General features: G+C 37.8%; 20 protein-coding genes. 12 read left to right on the forward strand and 8 right to left on the reverse strand.

What is annotated here, in order from left to right; all coding sequences use genetic code 11:
- Window positions 1-7 precede the first annotated feature (7 nt).
- Complete coding sequence (gene gndA / locus ACWNCI_RS06665; protein ID WP_449387681.1) at window positions 8-1,426, reverse strand: NADP-dependent phosphogluconate dehydrogenase; 1,419 nt, start codon at window positions 1,424-1,426, stop codon at window positions 8-10.
- 325 nt (window positions 1,427-1,751) lie between these two features.
- Between gndA and ACWNCI_RS06670 the strand changes: the two genes are divergently transcribed.
- From ACWNCI_RS06670 to ACWNCI_RS06685, 4 genes are all read left to right on the forward strand, one after another.
- Entirely contained in the window at window positions 1,752-4,328 is a 2,577-nt protein-coding gene (locus tag ACWNCI_RS06670; RefSeq protein WP_449387682.1) for a phosphatidylglycerol lysyltransferase domain-containing protein, read from the forward strand.
- The gene (locus ACWNCI_RS06675) at window positions 4,325-5,005 is read left to right on the forward strand and encodes an AcvB/VirJ family lysyl-phosphatidylglycerol hydrolase (RefSeq protein WP_449387683.1); all 681 of its coding nucleotides are present in this window, start codon (window positions 4,325-4,327) and stop codon (window positions 5,003-5,005) included. Before ACWNCI_RS06670 ends, ACWNCI_RS06675 begins: the two co-directional genes overlap by 4 nt.
- Before the next feature lie 120 nt (window positions 5,006-5,125).
- The gene (locus ACWNCI_RS06680; RefSeq protein ID WP_449387684.1) at window positions 5,126-7,456 is read left to right on the forward strand and encodes a TonB-dependent receptor; all 2,331 of its coding nucleotides are present in this window, start codon (window positions 5,126-5,128) and stop codon (window positions 7,454-7,456) included.
- A gap of 2 nt (window positions 7,457-7,458) precedes the next feature.
- A complete protein-coding gene (locus tag ACWNCI_RS06685; protein WP_449387685.1) occupies window positions 7,459-8,265 on the forward strand; it encodes a DUF4249 domain-containing protein in 807 nt (268 codons plus the stop codon).
- Between the two features lie 68 nt (window positions 8,266-8,333).
- On the opposite strand, the gene ACWNCI_RS06690 is transcribed toward ACWNCI_RS06685, so the two are convergent.
- Entirely contained in the window at window positions 8,334-8,741 is a 408-nt protein-coding gene (locus ACWNCI_RS06690) for a DUF6876 family protein (protein WP_346985016.1), read from the reverse strand.
- A gap of 1 nt (window position 8,742) precedes the next feature.
- Window positions 8,743-9,171 carry a DUF6876 family protein gene (locus ACWNCI_RS06695; RefSeq protein ID WP_449387686.1) on the reverse strand — a complete coding sequence of 143 codons (429 nt, stop codon included), beginning with the start codon at window positions 9,169-9,171 and terminating at the stop codon, window positions 8,743-8,745.
- A gap of 73 nt (window positions 9,172-9,244) precedes the next feature.
- Between ACWNCI_RS06695 and ACWNCI_RS06700 the strand changes: the two genes are divergently transcribed.
- Window positions 9,245-9,709 carry a hypothetical protein gene (locus ACWNCI_RS06700; protein ID WP_449387687.1) on the forward strand — a complete coding sequence of 155 codons (465 nt, stop codon included), beginning with the start codon at window positions 9,245-9,247 and terminating at the stop codon, window positions 9,707-9,709.
- 2 nt (window positions 9,710-9,711) lie between these two features.
- On the opposite strand, the gene ACWNCI_RS06705 is transcribed toward ACWNCI_RS06700, so the two are convergent.
- From ACWNCI_RS06705 to ACWNCI_RS06715, 3 genes are read right to left on the reverse strand one after another with little or no spacing between them, the layout of a single operon-like run.
- Window positions 9,712-9,969, reverse strand: coding sequence for a hypothetical protein (locus ACWNCI_RS06705; RefSeq protein ID WP_449387688.1), 258 nt, complete (start codon window positions 9,967-9,969; stop codon window positions 9,712-9,714).
- On the reverse strand, window positions 9,962-10,537 hold the full coding sequence (locus tag ACWNCI_RS06710) for a hypothetical protein (protein ID WP_449387689.1): 576 nt from the start codon (window positions 10,535-10,537) through the stop codon (window positions 9,962-9,964). The genes ACWNCI_RS06705 and ACWNCI_RS06710 overlap by 8 nt, the downstream gene beginning before the upstream one ends.
- Window positions 10,428-10,739, reverse strand: a complete 312-nt coding sequence (locus ACWNCI_RS06715) for a hypothetical protein (protein ID WP_346985011.1) — start codon at window positions 10,737-10,739, stop codon at window positions 10,428-10,430. The genes ACWNCI_RS06710 and ACWNCI_RS06715 overlap by 110 nt, the downstream gene beginning before the upstream one ends.
- Window positions 10,740-11,433: 694 nt before the next feature.
- On the opposite strand from ACWNCI_RS06715, the gene ACWNCI_RS06720 reads away from it, so the two are divergent.
- The 5 genes from ACWNCI_RS06720 (at window position 11,434) to ACWNCI_RS06740 (ending at window position 15,255) form a co-directional block, all read left to right on the forward strand.
- The gene (locus ACWNCI_RS06720) at window positions 11,434-12,342 is read left to right on the forward strand and encodes a universal stress protein (protein ID WP_449387690.1); all 909 of its coding nucleotides are present in this window, start codon (window positions 11,434-11,436) and stop codon (window positions 12,340-12,342) included.
- A 12-nt stretch (window positions 12,343-12,354) separates the two neighbouring features.
- Window positions 12,355-12,801, forward strand: coding sequence for a GNAT family N-acetyltransferase (locus ACWNCI_RS06725; protein WP_449387691.1), 447 nt, complete (start codon window positions 12,355-12,357; stop codon window positions 12,799-12,801).
- A 1-nt stretch (window position 12,802) separates the two neighbouring features.
- Window positions 12,803-13,915: an alanine racemase gene (locus tag ACWNCI_RS06730; RefSeq protein ID WP_449387692.1), complete on the forward strand. Its 1,113-nt coding sequence runs from the start codon at window positions 12,803-12,805 to the stop codon at window positions 13,913-13,915.
- 74 nt (window positions 13,916-13,989) lie between these two features.
- A complete protein-coding gene (locus tag ACWNCI_RS06735) occupies window positions 13,990-14,865 on the forward strand; it encodes a helix-turn-helix domain-containing protein (RefSeq protein WP_449387693.1) in 876 nt (291 codons plus the stop codon).
- Window positions 14,866-14,973: 108 nt separating this feature from the next.
- Window positions 14,974-15,255: a hypothetical protein gene (locus ACWNCI_RS06740; protein ID WP_449387694.1), complete on the forward strand. Its 282-nt coding sequence runs from the start codon at window positions 14,974-14,976 to the stop codon at window positions 15,253-15,255.
- A gap of 98 nt (window positions 15,256-15,353) precedes the next feature.
- Here the strand turns inward: ACWNCI_RS06740 and ACWNCI_RS06745 are convergent, their stop codons facing one another.
- Window positions 15,354-17,135 carry an alkaline phosphatase gene (locus ACWNCI_RS06745; protein WP_449387695.1) on the reverse strand — a complete coding sequence of 594 codons (1,782 nt, stop codon included), beginning with the start codon at window positions 17,133-17,135 and terminating at the stop codon, window positions 15,354-15,356.
- Between the two features lie 8 nt (window positions 17,136-17,143).
- The gene (locus ACWNCI_RS06750) at window positions 17,144-18,271 is read right to left on the reverse strand and encodes an alkaline phosphatase (protein ID WP_449387696.1); all 1,128 of its coding nucleotides are present in this window, start codon (window positions 18,269-18,271) and stop codon (window positions 17,144-17,146) included.
- Window positions 18,272-18,552: 281 nt separating this feature from the next.
- Between ACWNCI_RS06750 and ACWNCI_RS06755 the strand changes: the two genes are divergently transcribed.
- Together ACWNCI_RS06755 and ACWNCI_RS06760 are read left to right on the forward strand one after the other, a co-directional pair.
- Window positions 18,553-21,318: a SusC/RagA family TonB-linked outer membrane protein gene (locus tag ACWNCI_RS06755; RefSeq protein WP_449387697.1), complete on the forward strand. Its 2,766-nt coding sequence runs from the start codon at window positions 18,553-18,555 to the stop codon at window positions 21,316-21,318.
- 23 nt (window positions 21,319-21,341) lie between these two features.
- Window positions 21,342-23,078 (forward strand): RagB/SusD family nutrient uptake outer membrane protein, encoded by a 1,737-nt coding sequence (locus ACWNCI_RS06760; protein WP_346985001.1) that lies wholly within the window; start codon window positions 21,342-21,344, stop codon window positions 23,076-23,078.
- Window positions 23,079-23,842: the final 764 nt, after the last annotated feature.

Below are 23,842 nucleotides of genomic sequence, written 5' to 3' on the forward strand. Positions count from 1 at the left end.
TCCGAATTTATTGATTTGTACTGTTCCATGAAGTATGGAAAACACCTTCCCTGTCGATTCTCTGATAGGTATGCGCTCCAAAATAATCTCTTTGCGCCTGAATCAGATTTACCGGAAGTGATTTTGTGGTATAAGCATCAAAATATCCCAATGCTGTCTGCAATCCGAGACTTGGAATTCCGTTTAAAACGGCAAATGAAGAGGTTTTTCGTAATGATTTGATTTTAGATTTTACCAGTTCGGCAATATCCTTATCCAGTAAAATATTCGTCAGCTCAGGATTTTCCGTGTAAGCAGCATAAAATTTCTCTAAGAGTAAAGAACGGATGATACAGCCGCCTCTCCATATTTTCACCACATCTTTCAGCGGAATTTCAAACTGGTATTCCTCTGAAGCTTTGATAAGTAAAGCCAAGCCTTGTGCATAGCTGATAAGAGTTGCAAGATAAAGAGCATCTCCCACTTCACGGATAAACAATTCTTTGTCTTCAGGAGTGGTGATTTCTTTTTCTGAATATATTTCAGCAGCCTGAATTCTTTCTTCTTTATAAGCAGATAAAATTCTTGATGTCACGGCAATATCGATGGTCGGGATTGACACTCCTATTTCCATTGCCTGTTCGGACGTCCATTTTCCGGTACCTTTTGCGCCGGCCTTGTCTAAGATCTGATCCAAAAGGTCACCATCTGTCAGTGTATCTTTCTGTTTGAATATATCTCTTGTGATTTCTATCAGGAAAGAGTTCATTTCGCCGTTATTCCAGTCTCTGAATACTTCATAAAGCTCATCATTATTGAGATTTGCTCCTCGTTTAAGAAGATCATAAGCTTCGCTGATCAGCTGCATAATGGCATACTCGATTCCGTTGTGTACCATTTTCACGTAATTTCCCGCAGACCCTTTCCCCATGTAAGCGGTGCATGGTTCGTTATCTACTTTTGCCGCAATAGATTCCAGCATTGGTTTGAGAAGATTAAATGCTTCTGCATCTCCACCGGGCATGATACTCGGTCCTGTTCTGGCCCCCTTTTCTCCACCTGAAACACCGATTCCCATGAAATGCAGGTTTTTAGATGCCATATCGGCAATACGTCTGTTGGTATCCTGAAAATAAGAATTTCCGGCATCAATAACGATATCTCCTTTGGTCAAAAGCGGCGAAATATTGTTGAGAACAGCATCTACTGGGTTTCCGGCAGGAACCATAAGAATGATTTTCCTGGGGGTTTCGAGTGATGCTACAAATTCTTCCAGTGAGCCTGTTCCTTTGATTTTCATTTCTGGGGTGGCATTGCTGTGGAGCTGATTTACTTTCTCCTCATCAAGGTCGAAACCTGCCACAGAGAATCCGTTGTCAGCGATATTGTAGAGAAGATTTCTACCCATGACACCGAGACCGATCATCCCGTAATTATATCCTTCCATTGTATTGATATTATTATAAATTCTGTTATAGAGACAATAAATTTACGCAAATGCATATGATGAAAAAAATAATGCACAAAAAATTGTTTTTTCCTCAACAATTAAAAATCTTTAAATATTCATTTAAATCAATAAAAAAGTAAATTTTATTCAAAACACACCACATTTAATTATAATTTATATAATATTTATTCGCTTTTGATTATCAATAAATTTTAGTAAAACATGAATTAGATTTTTTAAATATTTATAATTATTGAGCATCAATATTTTCAATCCGGATTTTTAATTACTTTTGATTAAAAGCTAAATCAAATTAACTGATATGAAAGCTCTCAAAATACCAGGAGTGATCAAACAAATTCGCTGGAAAGAGATCCTGGCTGTTGTCATTCTGCTGCTGGCTTTTGTTTTTTTCAGAAGCGAAAGGCACGAACTGACATCCATTGGTCCGCAACTCCGCAGTTCCGATCCGGTATGGATAGGTGCAGGAATCTTTCTGTCTCTTGTTTATATTCTTCTCCAGGGATTAATGTATGTGACGAGCTTCAAAAGTGTCGGTATGAATATAAAAATTTCCGATGCTGTCGGTTTGTTTCTGAAACGTAATTTTTTAAGCGTATTTCTTCCTGCCGGCGGTGTAAGTTCTTTAGCTTATTTACCGAGGAATATCAGGATATTGGGGTATAAATCATCCAAAATTCATCAGGCCAGTGCCATTTATGGCTTTGTAGGGCTTCTGACTGTACTTATTGTAGGAATACCTCTTCTTATATATGCTGTTTCCATCAATAAAAACCTGAATAACAGCTGGAGCGGAATTTTGATATTATGCAGCCTGCTTTTCATTTTATACGGTATTTTTTTATCGTTCAGAAAAAGAAACGGGCTTTATCGTTTTGTTGAAAAGAGATTTCCCAAAATAATAAGTTCTTCTGAGGAAATTTTCAGCAGTGAGGTCGATAAAAAACATTTCTGGTACACCGTTGCCATATCCATTATTATAGAATTCTGCGGAGTCTTCCATTTATTGATTGCCATGTATGCCTTCGGTGTCCGGGATTCTTTTTCTGCAGCTGCGATCTCTTATGTCATTTCTGTTTTACTGATGATTGTTTCGCCTTTTCTGAGAGGTTTGGGAGCAGTTGAATTTTCACTCACATACATTCTTTCCAATTTTGGATATAAGCATTCTGAGGGACTGGGAATTACTCTTCTTTACCGTTTTTTTGAATTCTGGCTGCCGTTATTGTTGGGGATTGCAGCATTTCTATGGAGCGGAAGGAAACTATTTGCCAGGCTGTTACCCGTTATCATGATTTTCTTATTGGGAATTATTAATATTCTTTCGGTTATCACTCCTGCATTGGCAGATCGTTTAAGGCTTGTGAAGAATTACCTTTCATTAGATTTTATTCATCTCTCCAAAATGCTTACGCTTATTGCGGGCGTTCTGTTACTCGTTACTTCAGCAAATCTTTTCAAAGGAACCAAAAGAGCATGGTATTTTGCCGTGGCTCTTGCAATAACTTCTATTATTTTCAATGTTGCTAAAGCCCTCGATTATGAAGAAGCACTTTTTGCGCTGTTTACACTTGGCTTATTATTCTACAGTCGTAAGGAATATACTTTTAAAACAAACAGAATCTCACTTCAGCGGGGATTTGGATGGTTTATAGGTATTTTTACGGCAATTTTCATCTTTAATTATCTGGCATTTTATTTCATCAGCAAATCCCATTTCGGGATAGATTTCACCAAGCAACAGGCACTTTATTATACATTACACACTTTTCTTTTATTTAAAGATTCCGGGCTGGTACCACATACAGGTTTTGCGAAAGACTTTCAGAAGCTTAATTATATTCTGGGAATACTTTCATGGCTGATGCTTATTTTTTCATTTTATAAAACAAATACTTATAAAAATCAGGATAATGACCAAAATCATAGTGACGCAGAAAATCTGGTTAAAGAATATGGCGTCTCCTCTTTAGATTATTTTAAACTGACCTGGGACAAACAGCTATTTTTTGCTGAAAACAGAGATGGTTTTTTATCTTACAGAACAGCCAATGGATTTGCCGTAGTATTGGAAGATCCCGTTTGTGCAGACCGTGATAAAACCAGCCTGATTCATGAATTTGAAATGCACTGTAGAAACCACAGCCTTAAAACCGCATATTACCGTGTGGGTGAAAGCAGCCTGATCTATTTTGATCCTTTCAGGAAACAGAAATTATTTATTGGCCAGGATGCGATTCTTGATGCTGAAAATTTCAGTCTGACAGGGAAGGAAAGAAAGTCACTGAGAAACGGAATCAATACCCTTCAGAAATCCGGATATTCGGCAGAAATAAAGTATGCGCCGCTGGATCAGGAAATGCTGGATCAAACAGAACGTGTTTCCAACGAATGGCTAAAGGAATTTGATAAGAAAGAAATCGTTTTTGCCGAAGGAATGTTTGACCGGGAAGTTTTAAAGAATCAGGATATGATCACAATTTCCGACCCCGAAGGGAATTGTGTTGCCTTTCTTAATATTATTCCCTATTGCGCCCCGGATGAATGCAGCTATGATATGATCCGAAAAACGGAAAGTGCTCCCAATGGCAGTACCGATGCACTGATCGTAAAACTTGTAGATTATGCTAAAGCTAAAAACCTGAAATTTATCAATATGGGAATGACACCAATGGCAGGATTGACAGAACCCAACAATACTGCTGAAGAAGTGCTGAAGTTTGCTTACCAGAGAGTTGGAAGCTTTAAGCATTATCAGACCCTGAGAAACTTTAAGGAAAAATATGCAGATCTTTGGGAAAATAAATACCTGGTGTATGATAACGACCTCGATCTGCTTCAGTTGCCCGCAGTTTTAAATAAAATAATGAAACCGTGAAAAATATTTTTAAAATAACCATATGCCTGTTAATCGGTCTGTTGATGAACAGTTGCCATTCTGAAAGTGATTTTAAGATCTCCCAATGGAATTCCCATTCCGACAAACCGATCATTTTTTATATCAGCGGTGATGCCGGCTTTAATACTTTCTCAAAGACCTTTGGAGAGAATCTCCATTCGTTCGGTTACGATGTTTTTGCCCTGAATACAAAAACCTATTTCTGGAATAAAAAAACACCTGAGCAAACCTCTTCTGATATTGAAAGTTATATTAACAAGCAGCTTAAAGGCCGGAAAAATCAGCATGTTATACTTCTCGGATTTTCATTCGGAGCCGATGTAACTCCTTTTGTTTATAATCGTTTTTCTGATAATTTAAAAAGTAAAATTCAAAAGGTTTTCATCATCGGACCATCTAAGAGTAATGATTTTAAAATTCATCTTGAAGAGTATTTCGGGCAGGAAATCAAAGGAAGCCTGGCAGTGATTCCGGAAATTAACAAAATGGCAGAAGTCCCTGTAACGGTCGTTCTCTCCGATTTTGAATTTGCTCATTTTCCTTATCAGGAAATTACTTTGAAAAACAATTATCAGATGAAGCATATTACCGGCGATCATCATTACGGCGGAAATACAAAAATGCTGGCTGATTTTATAAATAATAATCTTAAATAATTTTTTTCTTTTGAGAAAAACCTATTTGCTGAAAACTGCGTCTAAATTGACTTGCCCACTTGTATAAAAATTGTATTTTAGCAGGATTATTATTTAATTTTCAATCAAATAAAAAACCAAATGAAGATAGTTTCTTTGAAAATTGCCACTTCCGCAGCAGCAGTTTGTTTCAGCACATTTGCTTTTGCCCAGCAAAAATATTCTGTGAGTGGCACTGTGAAAGACATAAGAAACGGCGAATTACTGATCGGCGTTACGGTGAAAGTAGCCGAAGATCCTTCAATTTCAGTGGTTTCCAACGATTATGGTTTCTATTCTCTGTCCGTTCCCAAAGGCACTTATCATTTAATCATTTCAAATCCCGGCTTTAAAGATTTTCAGCAAAACATTACGGTTGAAGATGATGTAAAACAAGATTTGCAGCTAAGTTCTGAAGAAGAGAGAACTGCAAAAATTGATGAAGTGGTGATCTCCGGTGTCAAAAAGGACAAAAACCTGACCTCCGCCCAAATGGGTACGGAAACTTTAAGCATAAAGAATATCGAAAAACTGCCTGTTCTTTTTGGCGAAAAAGATATTATGAAAACCATTCAGCTTTTACCGGGAATCAAAAGCAACGGTGAAGGCAGCAGTGGATTCAGTGTGCGGGGAGGTGCTACAGATCAGAATCTTATTTTGCTTGATGAGGCAGCGGTTTATAATGCTTCTCATTTGCTTGGCTTTTTCAGTACTTTTAACAGTGACGCACTGAAAGACGCAAGCATTATTAAAGGAAATAGTCCGGCACAATACGGCGGCCGCCTTTCTTCGGTACTGGATGTCAAAATGAAAGACGGAAACAATAAAGACTACAACATCAACGGAGGAATTGGTCTTATCAGCAGCCGGCTAAGCGTTGAAGGTCCCATTCAAAAGGAAAAATCTTCATTTATCGTTTCAGGAAGAAGAACGTATGCCGATCTTTTCCTGAAGAGTACCAAAGATTTTAAAGATAACAAGCTCTATTTTTATGATTTAAATTTAAAAGCCAATTATCAGATCAATGAAAATAACAGGCTCTATTTATCGGGATATTTCGGAAGAGATGTCCTGGGACTGGGCGATACGTTTTCAACAGATTGGGGAAATACGACAGCCACCCTTCGATGGAACAACATTATCAGCAGCAAACTGTTTTCCAATACTTCTTTGATTTACAGTAATTACAACTATAATGTAAGCTTAACCAGCAATAACAATACTTTCGGGTTGTCTTCCAAGATCGAAGACTGGAATCTTAAACAGGATTTTACATGGTTTGCCGGAAATGAACATTCCGTAAAATTTGGACTTCAGTCGATTTACCATACCATTACACCAAGCAGTGCTTCAGGAACGAGTGTCAGCAGTTTTCCAAGAAATCCAAGATATTCATGGGAAAACGCTCTCTACATCAACGACGATTATAAGCTGACCGAAAAGCTAACCGTAAATTACGGATTGAGACTTTCTCTGTTCAGCGTATTAGGTGGTGATACTTTTAATACGTATGAAAATGGGAATATTACCGGTTCTGAATTTCTTGAAAAAGGTAAATTCGGAAAAACATATGTGAATCTTGAGCCGAGAATCACCGCCAACTACCGACTTAATGATTTCAGCAGCATTAAAGGAGGATATTCGAGAAATACACAGAATCTGCATTTGCTGAGCAACAGCGGAAGCGGAAATCCTACAGACCAGTGGATAGGAAGCAGTTTCACGGTAAAACCTGAAATTGCAGATCAGATAAGTGCAGGGTACAGCAGGAATTTCAGCAATAACAACTATGAGGTGAATGCCGAATTGTATTACAAATCAATGCAAAACCAGATCGACTATAAAAACGGTGCGCAGATCACATTCGATACGGCTGCCGACGTAGAGAGTGAGCTTCTTTTCGGTAAAGGAAGAGCTTACGGTTTTGAAATCATTGCCAAAAAGAAAAGCGGAAAGCTGACAGGATGGATTTCTTACACTTTATCTAAAACGGAAAGAAAGATCGACGGCATCAACAATAATGAGTGGTATAATGCACGAATGGATAAAACACATGACCTCTCTATAGTAGCCACTTATCAGCTTAATCCGAAATGGTCTTTTTCAGGATTATTTCTTTACAGCACCGGTAATGCAGTGACTTTTCCAACCGGGAAATATGAGCTTAACGGCCAGACTGTATTCCAGTACAGCACGAGAAATGCAGACCGAATGCCGGCATATCACAGGATGGATCTGAATGCCACTTATGAACCAGAGAGCAATAAACGTTTTAAAGGCTCATGGTCATTTGGAATTTATAATGTGTACGGTCGTGAAAATGCCTACACCATTACCTTCGAAGATAATCCTGATAAACCGGGGACAACAAGAGCAATGCAGACTTCTTTATTCCGTTGGGTTCCCAATATCACTTATAATTTTAAATTTTAATTATGAAAAATCTATTTCTCATCATATCATCAATATTCCTATTAAACTCTTGTGAAAAAGAAATTGACCTTGACCTTGAGAATGAAAGCGGCCAGATTGTAATTGAAGGCAATGTTACTGATCAGACAGAGGCATATTTTGTGAGGATCACAAAATCTGTCGCATTTACATCAGCCAATCAATATCCTGCGGTAGAAAATGCACAGGTTATCATTAGTGATGATGCGGGACATACGGAAACATTGCAATACATAGGTGAAGGAAATTACCGTGCATCAACATTTACAGGTGAGCCGGGAAGAACCTACACCCTTAAAGTAAATGCAGAGGGAAAGGAATATATTGCAAAGAGTACAATGCCACAACCTGTTTCTTTCGACGGTCTGCAACAGGATTCTTTTTCATTCGCCGGAGAAACCAGCTATACTCTTTTGCCTGTTTTTACAGATCCGCCTGCCTTGGGAAACCGTTATCTTTTCAGCTTTACCGTGAATAATAATCCAAAGAAGTTTTTTTCGGAATTTTCCGATAATGTGAACAATGGTATGCTTAATCAAAGGCCTCTTCTATTACCCAATGATGACAGTGATCCGGGCGATATAAAAGTGGTACCCGGAGACAACATCAACGTAGAAATGCAGTGTATAGACCAAAATGTTTATACCTTCTATTCTGCTCTTCTACAGCTTTCTGATAATGGCGCAGGTGGTGGAATTACTCCTGCCAATCCGCCGAGCAATATCAGCAATGGTGCTTTGGGATATTTTTCTGCCCATACGGTAAGAAAGCTGTCTGCGGTTATTCAATAATTTATATAAAATTATTTTTCACCACTGTCCGGTTATAAATCCGGATCAATACTGTATTTCAATTAGTACTAAGAATATATCTTTGATTCGATCGGAAGACATATTAATTTTTTCTTCACCACCAGAAAAAGATCATCGAAATAAAAACGCAATGAAATATCATTTATCTGATTGATTACCTCCCCATCTTCGTTACTACATAAAAGTGCGAAATTTTCTCCTTCAATTCTCTTCAAATGCCAGTTTTGTATATCACAGTTCAATTTTGATTGTTCATCCACAATAAGATCCAACAGCCAATCGCAGTCTTCACCGCTAATTAAATCAAAAACACCCTGAGTAAGACTGTATCCTTCCTTAAAGCGATACAAATCCTCCGCTGATTTATACATATCGTATAATGTATTGGCTGAATTTCTTTTTTTTGCGCGTTTAATGCTCATGAAACTAGTTTTTTTAATAAGTGTTTTTTCCATTTCAGTTCTTTTTTATATTATTTATGTCGAAGCAATGAGGTGTATCCTTTTGCTTACTGATCATTTTTACAAATTCATCATATTCGCCCGGCAACAGTAGGTAATTACCCACCTTCCAGATAATCATCTCATTAAAGAAAAAATCCGGTGACGGGAATGATTTTTCAAAAAGGATATTGCTGTTATAATCTTTAGCTCTAAGAATATATGCTAAACCTTCTTCTCTCTTAAAAGTCCAGGATTCGAAAATATTATCTTCAGAAATTTTTGGCTGAAAACATATAATCTGTAAAAGCCAGAAACACTCTTCTTCCTTAGATATTTTAAAAACCCCTTCAGAAAGTAAATACCCTGATTCAAACTCAACAAAATCTTTCGAATGAACAAAACGACTGTAATAGTCATTCGCCGATTGCATATAATTTTTCATTTATATAATTATTCTATAATTTTGTTTTATCTTTGACAAATATAGACTAAATTCCGACTAATAAGAAATAATTATGGACAAAATTCAGACCACAAAAGAAAGAATTTTACTTTTCCTTGAAAAAAAGAACATCAAAAAGGAATCTTTCTACCGAGAGACAGGGATTGCGGCGTCGAATTTTAAAGGTGTTGGATTAAAAAGTGACCTTGGGGTAGACAAGCTTGCGAAGATTCTAAAAATATATCCGGAACTGAATGACAACCTGATCTGGTTGATTACAGGAGATGGCGAACTGGAAACGGACATCGTACAACAGAAAAAAGACCACCAGTCTGGTGATCTTTATAGTAGTGATATTAACGATAAAATTGGAGATCTGCTTGCAAATCTTTTTGCCCAGTATAATACTCAGGACAAAAGTTTAATGTTTCTGCAAAGCCAGATCAATAAAATTGAAAACAAATACAGTAAAGCGATTTCCGAACAAAATAAAATTTTAAATGAAATACTTTTAGCAACAAAATTATCTGCTAAATAAAATTAGTTCTTATTTACTATAATCTTTTCTGAACCGTACATAAAACTTTTCGTCGGTACAGACATGACTAAATAACCAAGATCACTAGTAAAAACTTCCAAATCTTCAAGGGTTTTAATAAAACCATTGTTAATTTCTTTTTTTACCAAATTCATTTTTCTTATATATTCCTCTTCAGATATTACTGTATTGTCGTAATCTTCCCACAATTTATCCGAGAGAGCAACAAGAATCTTTAATCTTTCTCTATGACTACTCATGTTTTCCTACTCGTTTAAATAATATGGAAGAAAATCTCTCTAACGTGCTGTTGTTAAATTTATCAAGAAGGTAAATCTTCCGATAATAACTGTCAAGCATAAAAACCAGGACAATGATTACAATCAATAAAGATACGATTGCCATATCTGCAATCGCTGAAATCTTATTCTCATTGAAAAAAACAAATTTCACATAAGTACTTAAGTGAAAATATCCCGATATTAAAGCTGCGTAAAATGTAAATCTGTTAGCTTTGAACAATCCGCCCAATGCCAGCAGTATCATACAAACCGGTATTGATAAAAAGTAAATCGCAGAATCCAGATCCAGTCTTCTTTCACCGGCATTATTTTGTAACTGTACATTTACATCAATAAAATACCCAACTATATTGTTCAGAAATGGCAATATAGCTGCGATAACGACAAAAGCAGATGCTGAGATCTCAATGATCAGCTTACTTAGGCCTGTCCGGTTTTGTCGGGTCGATTGTATCGTCTGAGTTCCCTCCAATCTGCTGTGAGGTTCCGTCTGCGTTGAGCGGGGCTGGGATTCCTTGTGTTGCATTGATAATCTCCTTGGTTTTCAGTGAATCTTCTACTATTTTAGCTGTTTCTGTACTGGCTGTTTCCGTATTTTCTTTTGACGTTTTGGAAAACCGGGAACTTTTACTTTGTTCAGGTGTCGAGGGGAATTCCTCACTCCTATCCGAACAAGCCGCTAAAAGTGACAATAATGAGATTCCTGATAATAATAGTTTTATTTTCATAATAAATAATTTTTAATATCTAAAGATAAGACATCTGTCTCAAATTTAGTATAGTAAAAATATAAATAATTACTTTATTTCTAATACAAAATAACGGCAAAATATTCTCCAAAGGGATGTTATATCACCGCGTATTGAAATCAAAAGTACTAAAAAAATAAATACGAACACAATACTTAATAAAAATCAATAAGGAAAATATTTAAAATCAGATGATTACTCTACTTTTTGATATTAGTTTCATGTAATTCTGAAGTAATAATACAGCTTAAAAAAACAATTTAAATAAAATCATTAAAATCATATATATCAACATTTTATATCATATTTATTATTAAATACATCTCTATTACTTTCTTTATTTGATAAGCAATAACTCCTTTTTTTTGATTGTCTGAAAAAAAATTAAAAAAAATTCATAACATTTTGGCGCACATTATCAATTGATCTAAAAAGTGTGAAAATTAAATCATCCATTATTCCAAAAATATTTTTGTTATTTCGAAAAATTCAGTTTGAATAAATTGATATTTTAATATGCAAATCTCTGTATATTTTAAATTAGAAAAGACTGTTTTCTATCAAATTATAAGGATTTCATTCATACACAAGTAAAATATACCATAACTGCAATGATTCGTGACATGGTCTGAGTATTGATGTGACTACCTTTGTAACCGCAATTCACAATGGTATGGAAAAACCTGCAAAAATTAAAACAATACTCGTCGCTATCGATTTTACGGAAAAGACTGATAGCGCAACGATACTTGCCGTACACATGGCAAAGCGCCATCATGCACGTATTATTCTCTTCCACAATTTCACCAATTTCTTCATTATTGACAGAACCGGGAGACAGATGGTAGGAGAAGAAACCGTCAGCAAACACTATAAAGAGGCAGAAGTTAGTCTCGAAAGGATGAAAAACTCCCTTGAGGAATCGTATAATGATATTACTTTTATGACCGCTATAGGAAACGATACGATCATAAACAGTATCAATAAAATAATTCAGTCTGAAGACGTAGACATTGTCATTACAGGAACTTCCGGAAAGCAGGGCATCAGGGAATTGATTTTGGGATCATCATCTTATCAGATCCTTACCGGAGCCAGTTGTTCGGTACTTTTGATGCCGGAAAACTCTCATCAATACACATTTGAGAAAATTCTGGTTCCCGTACGTGTTCTTGAAAAACTTAATGAAAAACTGGAGATTTCAAAACTCATTGCTGAAAAGAACAAAGGATTCATAAGTCTTCTGGGTATTTCCGGAGACGAAAAGATCAGTGAGATCAGAAAAGCTTTTATAAAGATACGGGAATCATTGAAAGGAACTGATACGGAATATTACGCATCCTTTGTGGTAAGCAACGACAAAGCTGTTGAAATTTCAAAAGCTTCAAAGGATGCAGAATTTGATCTTATCATCCTGAATTACCAGGACGAAGAAAGCTGGAAATCATTCTTTGCGGAGAATTTTTTCAAACAGATCATTAACAATACCTCCGTACCATTATTGTTTTTTAAAGACGGAGAAACTATAATACAGAATTCAGAGCCCTCAGGCTATGATATTACAATGCCCTTTCCGGGTTAATAATTAATTTAGATGATAACATTAAAAATATACAGTTCACAACATTCAACACAACCAATCGATACCACAAGAATTACAGGATTTCTTTTTAAGCATCTTGAACAGTACGGAGATTCCGAAGCAGATATTGCCAAGGCTATACGCTACTCTCTTGGAGAAAACAACAAGCCCGGCGGACTCATTGTCACCGCTACAGAAGAATCCACAGAAGAACTCAGAGGAGTCTGTGTTGTCAATAAAACCGGTATGAGCGGATATATTCCGGAAAATATTCTGGTTTACATCGCCACTGATAAAAAGGTAAGAGGACAAGGAATCGGAAAGAAAATACTACAACAAGTGATCGAAAGCACAGACGGAGATATCGCACTCCACTGTGAAAACGAAAACCCGGCGAAACACCTCTACGAAAAAATGGGTTTCACCAGCAAATACATTGAAATGCGATTAAAAAAATAACATGTCTTATATTACTTTAAATACACAAAAATTAGCTCAAAATTACAATCATTTAAATCATCTTTTTGAAAAACACCGGATCGAATGGGCAGTCGTTGCCAAACTTCTGTGCGGAAACGAAACATTTCTGAAGAGCCTTCTTTCCGTCATTGATAAGGATGTATGCGATTCACGGCTCAGCAATCTTAAGAAAATCAAAGAGCTGTCACCCCAAACCAAAACCGTTTACATCAAACCTCCGGCAAAACGCCTTGCCGAAAGCATTGTAAAATATGCCGATGTAAGCTTTAATTCCGAGCTGGAAACTATAAAAGCTTTATCTGAAGAAGCATTCAGACAGCATAAAATCCACAGGATTGTCATTATGATCGAAATGGGAGAACTCCGTGAAGGCATTATGGCCGACTCTCTTCTCGATTTTTACGCAGAAGTCATGAAGCTCCCGAATATTGAGGTTACCGGAATCGGAACCAACCTGAAATGCCTTAACGGAATTCTTCCTGACCGTGAGAAACTAACAAAGCTTGTAAAATACAGGAGAATTGCCGAACAGCACTTTAAGAAAAATATTCCATACATCAGTGCAGGATCATCTGTAACGATCCCTCTTCTTAACAGCGGGAACGTCCCCGAAGGAATCAATCATTTCCGTGTAGGAGAAAGTCTGTTTTTCGGAACCGATGTTTTTAACGATACCTATCTGAAAGGAATGCACACGGACGTCTTTCAACTGACTGCAGAAGTGATAGAACTCCACGAAAAACCAATGGTTCCAACAGGAAAGGTCGGTAAAAACCTTACAGGAGAAAGCCCGGAATACAATCAGAAAGACAGAGGCAAGACTTCGATAAGAGCGATTGTGGATCTCGGTGTCCTTGATATTGATGTTAAACAGGTTACTCCACTTAGTGAAGGTATAGAAGTTCTGGGTGCTAGTTCCGATATGATGATCCTGAACATCACCAATAAGGAAAAAGACATCAAAGTGGGCGACGAGCTTAATTTCGGAGTGAGCTACCTCGCAGTCTTACGGGCGATGAATTCGGATTATGTCGACAAAAAGGTAATCACCACAAAAAAATTCAGGAAAGTATCTGAAAAAGAAACAGCATAATTACAAATACTACCCAAATACCGCATGATCTGCGGTATTTTTTATATTTTTATGCATCACGAAAACTTTATACTTTGGAACAGGACATCAAAACACTGCAGCTGCATCATCTGGAAAAGGTACATGCCCTCAAAAATGAGATGCAGATCTTGCCAATTGCAAAGCTTTTCGGGAAGATCAACATGCAACAGCCATTGAGAAACAGGTTCTATGCTGTTTTTCTTTTTAAAGACGCTACAGGATCGGTGGTGATTGACAACCAAATATATGATCTCAGAAAAGACCGTTTCTTTTTTTTAAACTACAATCAGGTGTACCAATTCAGTCCGCTATCTGAGCCTGAGGGATATGTACTTCTTTTTACCAAATCCTTCTACAATTATGTTTATACAGGAAATAAACTGATCAAAAGCGATACCGCATTGGTTAACATGCCACAAACAATCGATGTTAAAGCTTCCTCCAGGAATGAGTACTGGCAAAACTTTGAGGCCATCAGAAAAGAATTTCACAACACCAGACTGTTTTCAAAAGAGATTATCTGTATGCAGCTTAAGATCTTTATACTACGATTCATCAGAGCGGCAAAAATGACCAAAACACGCCGCATAGCTACCGACCATAAAAAGGAGATTGCTGAGAAGTTTTCCGAGTTGGTGAATCAACATTACAAGCAATTCAAAACCACTGCTCCATATGCCGAAATGCTTAATCTTACTCCAAATTATTTAAATACTTTAATAAAAGATCAAATGGCTTTAAGCGCAGGCCGCTTAATAAAAAACCGTGTCATCCTGGAAGCCGAAAGACTGCTCCTGCACACTACGCTTTCCGTGACAGAGATTTCCTACGAACTGGGATTTACCGATAACTCACATTTCGGAAAATACTTCAAATCCGTCAACCATATGTCTCCCAAACTATACAGAAACCAAAGCATTGTAGGATGAATCCTGAATGATGAAAGATATTCATTAATCAACATTTAACAAATCAAACAATACCACAGTTTTAAGTTTTTGTAAAGGGTTTTAGTACATTCGCCAAAAAAAATAAAAGTGCCCTATACGATAAAGACGACTAAAGATGGTTTGATCTATATTAAATCTTCCTGCATCATCAGTATAAGAAAACCCAATACCATTGACAATGCAAAGGTTGCCGGCTATCCATTGATTATTAATGCCGATCAGGTAACATTTCTGAGTTTTAATATGGAAAGTAAAGTAACCTACTTTATGATGAACGGTTTTCAGATCTCAATGAATATTCTTTTTGATGAAGCTGAAGAAGCACTCCGAATTGCCAAAAGCTATGTTGAGAAAGTTATCAAAGCATAAACTTACTTCAACAAATAGCAATGCTTTATTATTTAAACCAATAAAAAAACATCCGCAGAAATACGGATGTTTATTGATTAAAGTCTTGAATCTGATTTTTATTTGACTTTTAAAACCTTTAATATTTTATGAAAAATCTCGTTGTTTTCATAAACTCCCATAAAGTTTTCGGTTCCCGGTCCGTAAGAAAACACAGGAATAAGCGTAGCCGAGTGATCTTCTGTTGTAAAATCTCCTTCCACAGTACTTGAAGCCATATCTCCGTGCGGAATACTGAAGCCGCCTGTTTCATGGTCGGCGGTAATAACAACCAAAGTTCCGGGATTACGATCGGCAAACTGTATGGCTTTTGTGATCGCTCTGTCGAAATCAATGCCTTCCGTCACGATCGTTCCTACGTTATTTGCATGACCGCCAGAGTCGATCTGCGCTCCTTCGATCATAATGAAAAAAGGCTTTTTCTTGCTGTTCAGAAACTCAAGGGCACCTTCTACAGTTTCTGCCAAAATATTTCCACGGCCTTTTAATACCTGTGGCACACCGTTGTCGGAGAGGTAAAATGCTAAGCGGTCTGCCCTATTTCCTGCAATCTCCTTTGTATTTCCGGCCACTTTAAAATTATCCGCTCCGGAAATATTTGATTTCCCTCCTCCTGCAAAAAAGGTAAGCTTTGATTTGGTAAGATCTTCTGCAATCTGCTTCTCCATTCCGCGGTCTTTTTGGTGGGCATAGAATGCAGCAGGAGTTGCACCTGTAATTTCGTCTGTGGTGATAACGCCTGTATTAAAGCCTTTTTCAGAAAGAATCTCAGTAATATTCGGAATTGATTTCCCTGAAGGATCTACCCCGATAAAGCGGTTTTTAGTTTTCTTTCCTGTGGCGAAAGCACTTCCTCCTGCAGCAGAATCTGTAGTAAAATTATCTGCGGAAGTTGTTTTTATCAATCCGATATTTTTAAGCTGGGTTAAAGTCAGTTGTCCTTTATTTGCCAAAACAGAAGATGAAATCTGCGAAAGTCCGTTTCCGTCACCAATGAGGAAAATCACATTCTTCACAGGAATATTTTTATTCTCATACAAAAATTCAGGATGATACACTTCACTTACCAAGGTATTCTTAAAAGTTCTCTGATCCAGTTTATTAAGATACTCTGCACATTCTTTCGGATGATCTGTATTGATATAATCTACGCCTGCGTGTGCAAAAAATTCCCAGGACGTTTTGCCGTCAGGAATGGCCCAGAACCTGAAAGGTTTTTTGAAAGATTTTGCTTTTTTAATGACTTCCGTTACTTTAGGAAGATCATCTGTCGTTAATCCGCCTTTGCCGTTCCAGACTGAGTAATCTTTAAAATTTAAACTGACCAATCCTACTTTTTCCCATTGTGGTGGCGTAAGATTTTCCAGCGACTGATAATCAAATTTTATAAAATCAGGGTAAGCGGTAAACTTTTCAGGAGACGGCTTGTTTCCGGAAATGACAAAGCTGATATTTTTATGACTGATGATTTCAGGATATTTGGAAATATGAGAGACTATATTTTTCAAAGTCGGCTCTCCGTCGGTTTTAAGGTCTATTAAAATCTGGACCGGCTGATTGCTGATGATGCCCAGCTCCAAAGCTTTTGCAATGGGGCTAAGATAAAGAGCATCAAACGTTCTTTCTTTTCCGATACCTTTCTGTTCATGAGAAACATAAAGCTCATTGTCAACAAGAAAAACATCAGCTTCAATCGATGTTGCTCCCGCACCCAATGCATACCAGAAAGGGACTTTCTGCTCATAATCGTTGTGCGAATGAACAGCATAATTTTGTGCAAAAGCCATACTTGCTACCGTCATTGCCACTGTAAGGCTTATTTTCTTTATACTTAAAAACATAATGATCTTTACTTAATATGAATACCTGATTTTTTTAATGCTTCTACCAATTTATGATAGATCGTGTTGTTTGGATAGACTCCGGAAAACAGTTCTTCGCCTTTTCCCATAGCAAACACAGGAACCAACGCTGCGGTGTGCTGCCCGTCAATAAAATTAACCTGAACCTTATCCTTTACTTCTCTTTCTTTTCCGCCAGCCGGATCTTTTTCCATAAATTTCCCAATGCTTGCACCTCCTGTTTCATGATCTGCCGTGACCACCAGAAGCGTATTAGGATTCTTCTTAATAAAATCCATGACCACACCAATTGTTTTGTCGAAATCGAGAACTTCTTTCACCATCATTTCGGCGTTATTCGCGTGGCCGCCCCAATCGATGAAGGAGCCTTCTATCATCAGGAAAAACGGTTTTTTATCATGTGAGAGAAAATCCAGTGCAGTCTGGGTCGCTTCCGGAAGAAAATCTTTTCGCCCCTGCACTTTATTCGGAAGTTCATCCTGTGCCATCAGGTATAAATTTCTCTTTCCGACAACCGGTTTTGAGAGAGATGTCGTATCAATTCTATAATTTTTCTTAGTTAAATCTTTCAGAAGATCCTTTTTGTCTTTTCTTTTATTAAAGAACTTCAGTCCTCCTCCTGCGGCAAAATCAATATTAGATTTGATAAAATCCAGAGCGATATCTTCATGCAGATCGCGGTCTTTTACGTGTGCATAATAGGCAGCCGGAGTGGCATGGGTAATGCTTGTGAGACAAACCAAACCGGTTTTGTAACCTTTATCCTGAAGTTGTTCAAGGATTGTCGGGATAGAAAGAGAATCTTTATTAAGGCCAATGGCTCTTTTATAAGTTTTTTGCCCCGTCGACAGAGCGGTTGCTCCTGCTGCAGAGTCTGTCACCCTGTCGCTCGTACATGAAGTTTCTGAAAGCCCAACATATTTAAAATTCTGGAAATTTGGCTTATCCTCTCCGAAATAGAATGCAGAGGTCACCTGCGAAACACCCATTCCATCTCCGATCATAAAAATGATATTAACAGGCTTTTGGGTTTGAGCATGCAAAAAAGATTCTAAAAGAAGCATTAAAAAAGCAGCAATCCTCTTTACATTAAGGCTTTTACAAACATAGTACATATTGATTATTATTTTGATAATTAATTATTTTAAAAACAACGGGCAAAATTACATCAAAAACAAGTCTTAAAAAGTAGAGTTAATGATACACAAAGCAATATTAACAGCTCATTCTCTCATTAGAAGCCATTTACCACATTTTGCTTAACACAAAGTTCACTGAAATTTAATTTTTCGCAATAAAATTTACATTTTGTTAAATTTAAAAAGCAGTTACTTAACGGTAATTTAACGACAATTGGGAGGAATTGAACCTAATTTTGCACCAAAATAATTAAGGAATGAAACGTATTTACCTCGTGCCAACTGTTTTGATGAGTTGTGTCAGCTTAACATTTGCACAAAAAAAAGAATCTGACACCATCACGAGTAACGACAAACTCAAAGACATCGACGAAATTGTAATGGTGGGATACGGATCACAAAAGAAATCAGACGTTACAGGATCTGTAGGAACTGTAAAGAGTGAAGATTTTAATAAAGGCCTTGTAGCCAATGTTGGCCAGCTGTTGCAGGGGAAAATAGCCGGGGTAAATGTATCCAATGTAAGTGGTGAGCCGGGAGCCAACCAGAATATTATCATCAGAGGGGTGGGAAGTTTACGTTCAGGAACAACGCCGCTATACGTGATCGACGGTTTTGTGGTGGATAACAGTAATGTAGGAGTTGCCAACAACCCGATGAACTTCATTAATCCTCAGGACATCGAATCCATAAATGTTCTTAAAGACGCCTCTGCTGCTGCAATTTACGGAGCAAGAGGTGCCAATGGGGTTATTGTAATTACCACTAAAAAAGGTAAAAAAGGAAGAACACAGATGAACCTTTCTTCCAATCTTACGATTTCAAGCCTTGCCAATAAAATGAATGTCTTCAGTGCAGATGAGTTCAGAAAACAGGTTACTGCAATGGGAGCCAAGCTTGACGATATGGGAGGAAATACCGATTGGCAGGACGAACTGACCAGAACTGCCATTTCCAATACTGTGAATTTCTCTGCGTCAGGAGCTACGGATACTTCAAATTACTATGCAGCTTTGGGATATGAAAATCAGGAAGGTATCCTTTACAACAGTAATCTGAGAAGATATTCCGGGCGTATCAATGTTTCTCAGAAAGCCTTTGACGGACGAGTAAATATCGACTTCAACCTCAACGGAAGCAGAACAGAAAATAACAGACCGAGCGTTACCAGTATGGTTTCTACAATGCTTACTTTAAATCCTACGTACCCTGCTTATACGAATGGTGAGCCAACTACCGTTTTCAGCAATGGAGCTTTCAACCCGCTGATCCGTCAGGAAATATATAAGGATTTTACAGCCAATAACAGAATCCTGGCCAATATTTCGCCTTCGGTTGAGATCATTAAAGGTTTAACCTATAAGCTGAATCTGGGGATAGATTATTCTACTGCCGACAGGGTAATTCAGAATACGCCACATGCAGTACCGTTGGAAATCGGAACTTTAAATTTAAATTATTACTCCAACAACAATACCCTGGTAGAAAATACTTTAACCTATAAATTTAAAATCAATAATCATGACTTCAATGTAATGGCGGGGCAGTCTTATCAAAGGCTTTATCTTGTGGCAAGAAGCTGGGATTATTCAGGATTTCCAAACAACGGTATAGAGCCTCAGTACCAAATCGGGGCTGCCAATAAGAATAATACAACATCCTCATCTATTGCGAATAAAAACGAGCTGCAGTCATGGTTTGGAAGAATCAATTATGACTTTAATGATAAATATCTCTTCACTGCAACGTTAAGGGCAGACGGTTCGTCAAAATTCGGAGAAAACAACCGTTATGGTTTTTTCCCTTCATTGGCAGCCGGATGGAATATCAGCAAAGAAAATTTTCTTAGCAGTGTAAATGAAATCAGCAACTTAAAGCTAAGGGTAAGCTGGGGGAAAACAGGAAATCAGGAAATCCCGAGCAAAATGACCAAAAGAAGCTACAAATCTGCTTCTGACGGCAGCGGGCAGGCAACGTATCCTTTAAATGACAGTTCGAATTATCCTGTAGGGGTGTACCTGGTAAGAACCGACAACCCGGATCTTCAATGGGAGGTTACCACACAGACCAACGTAGGATTGGATTTCGGAATTTTCAATAACCGATTGACCGGTACTGTAGATTTCTTTAAAAAAGTATCCGATAATATCCTTTTGGAGATTAACCCTGTAGACCCGATCGAGCCTGCACCTACCATGTGGAAGAATATTCCCAATATGACGATCAACAATACGGGCTGGGAACTTTCTCTGAACTATAACAGTGAACCTACGAAAGCATTTACCTACAGCATCGGCGCCAATGCAGCATTCATTAAGAATGAAGTAAAAGATTCTCCGTACCGTGTGATTTCTACGGGTGAAGCACAGGGGCCGGGAACCACAAATGCCGTTATCAACGGGTATATCAACGGACAACCGATCGGAACATTTTATGTAAAAGAATTTTTAGGACTGAATGCCAACGGAACCAATATTTTCAGAGATGTAGACGGAGACGGTATTATTACGGATAATGACAGAGTTGCCGCAGGAAGTGCTCTTCCGGATTTTACATACAACTTTTATGTGAAAGCAGCCTACAAAAACTTTGATCTTGGATTAAACTTTAACGGAGTTGCCGGAAATATGATTTATAACAATACCGCTTCCACCTTATTTACAAGAGGAAGACTGGGACTTTCTCAGAATACAACCGATGCTGCAACCCAGTTTCCTAATGAAAGTACAAACAATACCAATGTAATTTCAACAAGATATCTTGAAAAAGGAGATTTCTTAAGGCTAAACAATGCTACTTTAGGGTACAGCCTTAATCCGAAAGTTTTAGGTATCGGTGAGCATATCAGAAATATAAGATTCTCTTTAACTGCACAGAACCTGTTTGTGATTACCAAATATTCAGGTTTTGATCCGGAAATCAATACAGGGCTTTCCCAGGGAGGTATTCAGTCTTTCGGGATTGACTACAGTACCTATCCAAAAGCAAGAAGCTTTGTATTCGGTGTAAACGTCGCATTTTAATTAAACCCTAAAAAAAGAAAACAATGAAAAATAAAATTTTAATCTCTATACTAAGCTTAAGTGCTTTGGTTGCTGTAGGATGTACAAACCTTGAAGAGCAGGTAATCGATGAATCACTGGATGCACAATCGGATAACATCGTAGCTTCTTTTATTGCTCCCGCCTATGGTCCGCTTCCTGATGCCTTTACCCATACCAAAAACTACGGACTTCAGCTGATCAGTACAGATGAGGCAATCCTTCCTCCGAGAGGAAGTGGTAACGACTGGTACGATGGCGGAAAATATATTGAACTTCACCAGCATACCATGACCACCACCAACGTTGTGGTACAGCAGACATGGGATGCTTTCAGGCTGATGCTTTCCAGAACAGTGACAGCCATTGAAAAACTACAGCCTTTAGCAGCCACCAATAGCGATGCGGCTAAAGCTGTTGCCGAAATGAGAGCGTTGAGAGCCTATTATAATATGCTGTTTCTTGATTATTGGGGAATTGCCTTTAAAAAAGATTCTTCAGGTCAGGATTCCCAGATTTTAAGAAGACAGGAAGCGATCAGTTATATCGAAAGTGAGTTTTTAGCGGTTGTTAACAATTTAGATAATACCGCCCGTCCGGGAAGAATGTCGCAGGCTGCTGTTAATGGCTTTTTAGCGCAACTTTATCTTAACGCCGCGGTGTACAGAGATCCTTACGGTACCCCTTCATTTGCCGCTGCAGATATGGATAAAGTCATTGAGTACACCAATAAAGTGATCAATTCGGGATTATTCACTTTATCTCCAGAATACTTTGCTATTTTTGATGATAACAATCACACGAACAAAGAATTGATCTTTGCCATCGATCAGCGTCAGGATCTTACTACTTCTCACAACAGATTGGGATACTGGTCACTATCCGGAAGTCAGTATCCGCTTGCCGCTTTTCCAAAAGCCAACGGAACAGACGGACCTGCCATTACTCCTGATTTCTACCAGACCTGGGTGCAGGCTTACGGAAGCACGGATCCTGCTCAGGCAGACGCCAGATTTTATAAAGAGAACTTTACGGTTCCTCAAAACCTAAAAGACCTTACCGGCGTAACCCCTGCCAACGATGAAGATCATTACTTCCTGGTAGATGGATCTACGTATGAGATCAACAGGGGAATCCAGAGAGGAATTCAGTGGGGGCTGAGAAATCCTGCAAACGGGCAGCCTTTCAAGATGAAGGACGGACAATACAAAATCTACCCGATGATCGAGCAAAGAAACGGATTTACCAACTATGTAAACCACGTCCTGGAAGTCGATCTTGAAGATCCTAGCCATAAAGATTACGCAGATGGTTACCGAGTATCGAAGTATCAGTTCAGCAGAACTTCCGATACAGGAAGAAACAGGGGAAATGCAGATATCGTTCTTTTACGTCTGGCAGATATTTATTTAATGAGAGCCGAAGCGCAATTAAGAAAAGGAAATGCCGCCGCTGCTTTGTCAGACGTAAATTTCGTAAGAGCGTCAAGAACTGCAAGGCCGGCTGTTACGCCTCCTGCACTGACCAGTATTAATTTAAACACCCTTTACAGAGAAAGAGGCTTTGAGTTTTATTGGGAATATTCAAGAAGAACAGACATGATCCGTTTCGGACATTACGAAGATACCTACACTTCCAAAACCAATACAGATGTGAGAAAGAGACTGTTTCCTATTCCACAATCTGCAATAGACGGAGCATCAAGCGCACCAGGATATCTGGTTCAGAACCAAGGTTACTAATTTTTTTACTTTTATAATTGATGAAAGCTGCCCAGAAATAGGGCAGCTTTTATTTTTCAAGCCTATTTGATCTTTTGTACCAGGCATTGTCACTATCCGGTTTGTAACCTTCAGCTCCCGGAAGAATTATATACAGAATTTATCCATAATCATCCATCTAAAATATATGAGGGACTCTTAAACTTATTTTGGTAACAAGTCCTTTTTCTCTGAAACTCTTTATTGATGGACTTTGGTGAGGAATGGTTGAACATCACAAAAAAAGTAGTCTATCGTAGACTACTTTTCTCAGCTACAAATGTAAACAAATTCTTTTTACTTCCAAACACAACAAATTGTTTTCTAATTCCTTAGTTTTGTTCATCATAAAGTCTTTAAAGAAAAAATTGGCGCAAAACAGCCGGAATTTTACACCCTGTTTTACACCTGTTTTTTAAGAAGTCTTGTAATGGTGAGCCTTGTATGTAAGAAAGTAGTCTACGATAGACTACTTTCTTACAAAACATGAGACTACAAATGATATTTCCCTCTAAAGCCCTCTCCCTCCAACGCTTTTGCGTGGTATTGTTGTGCTTTTTGGTGGTCTTGGTATCATCATTGTTGAGCGCTCAAACTTTTTTACAATCCGATTCTGTAGTCTTTGTATCCGAAGACTCGTATTTGTATGCAGATTCTCCAATATACATTTCCGATCAAACTTTTAGAAAAGACTCTTTTAAAAAGTGGCCCAAAACAATTATTAAAAGATCCTCTCCAAGAACTTC

This window comes from Chryseobacterium lineare (genome assembly GCF_977014045.1).